This is a genomic window from Pantoea sp. Pa-EAmG (genome assembly GCF_030024295.1).
Classification (GTDB): Bacteria; Pseudomonadota; Gammaproteobacteria; order Enterobacterales; family Enterobacteriaceae; genus Pantoea; species Pantoea dispersa.
In genome coordinates this window covers 1-4,289 of the sequence record NZ_JASEWO010000263.1, presented here as the reverse complement: position 1 = coordinate 4,289, position 4,289 = coordinate 1, and the positions used below count along the sequence as shown (strand labels likewise).

5 protein-coding genes are annotated in these 4,289 nt (G+C 54.3%); all 5 read right to left on the bottom strand.

Features of this window, described 5'->3' with window-relative positions; translation table 11 throughout:
* Positions 1 to 36: 36 nt before the first annotated feature.
* Positions 37 to 681 (bottom strand): oligosaccharide flippase family protein, encoded by a 645-nt coding sequence (locus tag QMM04_RS21195; RefSeq protein WP_282996953.1) that lies wholly within the window; start codon positions 679 to 681, stop codon positions 37 to 39.
* Between the two features lie 74 nt (positions 682 to 755).
* Positions 756 to 1,022, bottom strand: coding sequence for a hypothetical protein (locus tag QMM04_RS21190; protein WP_021313935.1), 267 nt, complete (start codon positions 1,020 to 1,022; stop codon positions 756 to 758).
* A gap of 436 nt (positions 1,023 to 1,458) precedes the next feature.
* Positions 1,459 to 1,854, bottom strand: a complete 396-nt coding sequence (locus QMM04_RS21185) for a hypothetical protein (protein ID WP_021507099.1) — start codon at positions 1,852 to 1,854, stop codon at positions 1,459 to 1,461.
* Between the two features lie 121 nt (positions 1,855 to 1,975).
* Positions 1,976 to 3,118, bottom strand: a complete 1,143-nt coding sequence (locus QMM04_RS21180; RefSeq protein WP_282996952.1) for an alanine racemase — start codon at positions 3,116 to 3,118, stop codon at positions 1,976 to 1,978.
* A 53-nt stretch (positions 3,119 to 3,171) separates the two neighbouring features.
* Positions 3,172 to 4,095, bottom strand: coding sequence for a kdo(2)-lipid IV(A) palmitoleoyltransferase (gene lpxP, locus QMM04_RS21175; RefSeq protein WP_021507097.1), 924 nt, complete (start codon positions 4,093 to 4,095; stop codon positions 3,172 to 3,174).
* Between the last annotated feature and the right edge of the window lie 194 nt (positions 4,096 to 4,289).

The window sequence follows — 4,289 nt, the reverse complement described above, 5'->3', positions numbered from 1 at the left end:
CAGATGCCCAGAGCCCACCATACAGACTTGTTGTTATTATCCGTTTCTTGCTCGCACTGCGGCGAAAGCTTTCAGGCTAAAACGGTACTCCGGCTGGAACCAGGGACGTCCGTAGTAGCAGTAGATCAGCATTCTGATGGAAACCATCGCCAGGTAACCCCAGATGGCGCACAGCACTGACGGCGTCAGCCACACGGTAAACAGCGTGACCGCCAGCCCTGCCAGCACGGAAGACGTTTCCGTAAAGGCAATGCGCGTAAATTGTTTTTCCCGTTGCAGGATGGCGCGATAGTGCTGCCCCTGCGGAATAATAATAAAGATGACGGAAATCATCTCCAGCATAATTGCCAGTTCCGGCTGTCCCATTATTCGGCTGTAAATATCACTGCCGATAAACAGCGCGGCAAAAATAAATAAACCGCTTAATACATTACCCCAGTAAAGCGTCGAGAGTTCGCTGTTATTTAAACTTTGATAGCGAATAAGTGCGTTACCGAAGCCGCGATCGGCTAATGTATCAATCACTAATAATATCACTACGGCAATCGCGAGCAAATTGAGCTCATTTGCCTGCAGGATTTGCGCCAGCAGTGAAGGTTGTAATACCCCAATGCCAACGATTTTTATGGATGACAACACTGACCATTTGGCGCTGGCCAGATTTCTTTCGCGTATCGCCATACTCTGCTCATTATGGTACATGTACCAGTGCAATTAAGGGTTCACCCGGGCGGCGGCCCAGAGTACAGATCACATCAATGCAGCGCTTCCTGTCGCAGTCCTGAGATACCTTTCAGTGCCGGCCACGTCGCGATGCTGTTAATTAAGTGATGCTCTGATAATAAAATGATGCCCCTGGCGCGTAATTGTTGTGGCGTCTGCGCGGTATCTCCTCCGGTCAGGAGGAAATCCGCGAGATCGTTATAAAATCCTTTTGCATTATTATATTTTCCGGCCAGTATCCGTCTGGCAATCTCAACGAATTCTTTTTCAGATAACAAAGGATAGGTTGAGCGATCCATGTTATGTCCCTGCTGTTTTTATTATTAAGTACTGCTGTGTGTGAAGGAGTTATACCGTGTTTTATTTAAATTAACACCATAAGAAAACTCCTATAAATCGACTGCAGGAATAAATGGTTTCAGAATATGGATGTGAATATATAAGTTCTGGTCTTTACAATTTATTAGTCATTTTCCACCTTTTATGGTGCTGCAAAGTTGAACAAGTCAGCGCACAGGAAAAAACAGAGATAAATCAGAAGCACTCAGCTCTCGCCAGTCCGGCACGACCAGGAATTTTCCCGGTTACGACGCTTTAGCCAGACTGGTGAATGGTGCGAAAATGCGCTTTGCGCGCGGTGAAACAGTTAAACACCGCTGCGCGAAAAAAATGCTGCTTTTTAACGATTACGTCCAGCGCAGGATAAAGGGTGGCTGGTGGGATAATGCATTGATTCTAATGGGTTAACAGATGCAGGAGGCGCTCAAGATCGCGTTTTACCCAGGCAACATCCCCGGCGAACTTCTCGTCAGACATCAGCGGCTGGCGATAAACCACCATGACGACTTCGGCCCCCTGCTCGTTGGCAATGACCCGCATCGGCATATAAATCTCTTTACCGCTGCCGGTGTCGATCCAGTGATCCATCACGCCAAACGGGTTATAGGGGGTAAAACGAATCTTCACTGTGCCTTCCGGGCCTTTCGCTTTCCAGTACTGGCCTTCCTGCGTCAGCGTGCTGCTACTCAGGCCGCTGGCCCACTTTGCAAAACATTCGGGTTTCCAGATGGTTTCGTACAGATCTAACCAGTTACGGGGAATGGTGAGCGTCACTGTCTGAGATGGCAGCATGGAGCCTCCGCGGGGCAGGTAAACGACAAATTAAACCTGAAGCATCGCCTGTCACCTTAACTGAAGGGCACCGGACTGCAAACGGCCCGGTGACGGAAGTGTGCTGCAACAGCGTTTTTTGTCAGATAAAACGACCGCGGCCCTGAATGTCATGCAGTCCGGCGCTGCCGTCGGGCTGACGCAGCACGAAGCGATCGGATTGCGCCACCACCGCGCAGCTGTGGTTAGGGAAGATGCGCAACAGGGCGCCAACCGCAGGCGCATGTTCGCCATAGGTTAAAAAGCCGTGCTCTTCCGACAACTTCTGCACTTCATACTGATGGCCATGCTCGTCCACCGCGATGCCGAAACCGCTGGCATTGGTGCCGTGCGGGCCTTTGTCCGAGCTCAGCATTTTGGAGCCAGCATCAATGATGGCGTAATAAGGATTAACGGCCACCACGCGCGTCACGACCGTTAACGCCAGCGCATCCGCCTCACACAAGCCCAGACGCCAGGCAGTGAGATCCAGCAGGGCATAATTGCCGGGACGAATTTCATCGCTGCCGGCGGCTACCGGTGCCGCCAGCGCCGTGGGCGTGGAGCCAACCGAGACGGGACAAGGGGAAAAACCGGCATCCAGCAGCCGCCGTTGCAGGTCGCGCATCAGCACGATCTCCTGCTGCGCCACCTCAGCTATCGCCGTGGCATGACCCGCAGCGTACGCATGACCTGCATGCGAGATCAGTCCGGCGAAGGGCAATCCGCTGGCGACAATCTGCTGCGCCAGCGTCAGCGCGCTATCGCTATGCGGATCGACGCCAACGCGATGCAGACCCACATCCACTTTAATGGCGATCGCCAGCGCGCAGTCCGGCTGCTGCTGCTGGGCGGCAACAATAGCGCTCACGCCAGCCGCGCAGTCTGCGATGCAGGTAATGCGCGCCTGATGCTGTGCCGCCAGCTGCAGCAGTTCGGTCAGCGCGGCGGCGTGCACCACGGGATAAGCCAGCAGTACATCGCGTGCCCCGCCGTGCACAAAAGCCACGCCTTCGCTCGGTTTCGACACGGTAATGCCGCGTGCACCTAGCTGGCGCTGCTGTTCAGCGATCCAGACGCTTTTATGAGTTTTGATGTGTGGACGCAGCGCGACGCCGGCGGCATCGGCTTTCTGTTGCATTCGTTGCAGGTTACGCTGCAGGCGCGCAGCATCAACTTCCAGGTAGGGCGTAAGCCGGTCGGCGTGCAGCGGTCGCAGCCAGCCTGCTGTCTCAGAGTGTTCCATTATAATAGTCCGCAGGTTATGTCTTGGTGCGGACTATCATTCACGAGCGCCGGTTAGACGTAAAGTGAAGCTTCGCCTGGCGGACGGGTTTTAAAGCGGCGATGCAGCCACAGATATTGCTCAGGCGCGCGCAGAATTTCTTTCTCAATCACCCGATTCATGTACGCCGCGGCGGCCGCTTCATCATCATGCGGGTAGTTTTCCAGCTGCGGCTGAATAATCAGCTGATAGCCGTCTTTGCGCGCATTACGAATCAGCACGATGGTCAGCATCGCCGGTTTCGCCAGCCGCGACAGCACAAAGGTGCCATTAGTGGTGGCCGCTTTCTCGACCGCGAACAGCGGAGCAAACACGCTGCCTTTCGGGCCGTAGTCCTGATCCGGCGCGAACCAGACGGCTTCGCCCTGTTTCAGCGCCTGAACCATGCCGCGCAGATCGCGTCGATCAATCATTGCTTTATTGGATCGCATGCGCCCTTTGGTTTGTGCCCACTCCATCGCCTGATTATTGTGCGGGCGATACATGGCCATCATCGGCTGGCACAGTCCGGTGATACGGCCACCCAGCTCCAGCGACATAAAGTGCACGCCAATCACCATCACGCCGCGCTGCTGGCTCTGCGCATGCTGAAGATTGGCGATGCCGTGCACCTGAAACAGCTGCCGCACGCGCGCATCGGACCAGAACCAGGCGATGCCGGTTTCCGCCAGCGCCATGCCCAGCGACTCAAAATTGCCGGCAATCATCATCTCTTTCTCGTCTTCATTAATGTGCGGGAAGCAGAGTTCGATGTTACGCCGCGTTATGCGTTCGCGCCGCTTCAGGAAGTGGCGTGATAGCCGGCCCGCTGTCGCACCCAGCCGGATTAATAAAGGATAGGGGAGCTGCACCAGCAGCCAGAGCACTGCCAGCCCGAACCAGGTAAACCAGTAGCGGGGATGCAAAAGTTTGGAACAGAACTGCCCGGTTTTCTTCATAGCGCCTTCATGTCAGGAGTGAATGTAACGCGCGAAGAAGTCGGTCCATGGTTCCCGGTGCGGTACAACTGTAGTTATTACGACCGGCACTTTAGCAAATAGTTCCGTATAAGTTATGTAAACTCTGCAATCTTCAGGATTCAGATGATTGATGGATCGTGCACTAACTGGCGTGAGAATGAAATCGGATTGGG

Bases quoted from the DNA above. Each gene is read 5' to 3' on its own strand.
- QMM04_RS21195 (WP_282996953.1), bottom strand. From the start codon at position 681: ATGGCGATACGCGAAAGAAATCTGGCCAGCGCCAAATGGTCAGTGTTG.
- QMM04_RS21190 (WP_021313935.1), bottom strand. From the start codon at position 1,022: ATGGATCGCTCAACCTATCCTTTGTTATCTGAAAAAGAATTCGTTGAG.
- QMM04_RS21185 (WP_021507099.1), bottom strand. From the start codon at position 1,854: ATGCTGCCATCTCAGACAGTGACGCTCACCATTCCCCGTAACTGGTTA.
- QMM04_RS21180 (WP_282996952.1), bottom strand. From the start codon at position 3,118: ATGGAACACTCTGAGACAGCAGGCTGGCTGCGACCGCTGCACGCCGAC.
- lpxP (WP_021507097.1), bottom strand. From the start codon at position 4,095: ATGAAGAAAACCGGGCAGTTCTGTTCCAAACTTTTGCATCCCCGCTAC.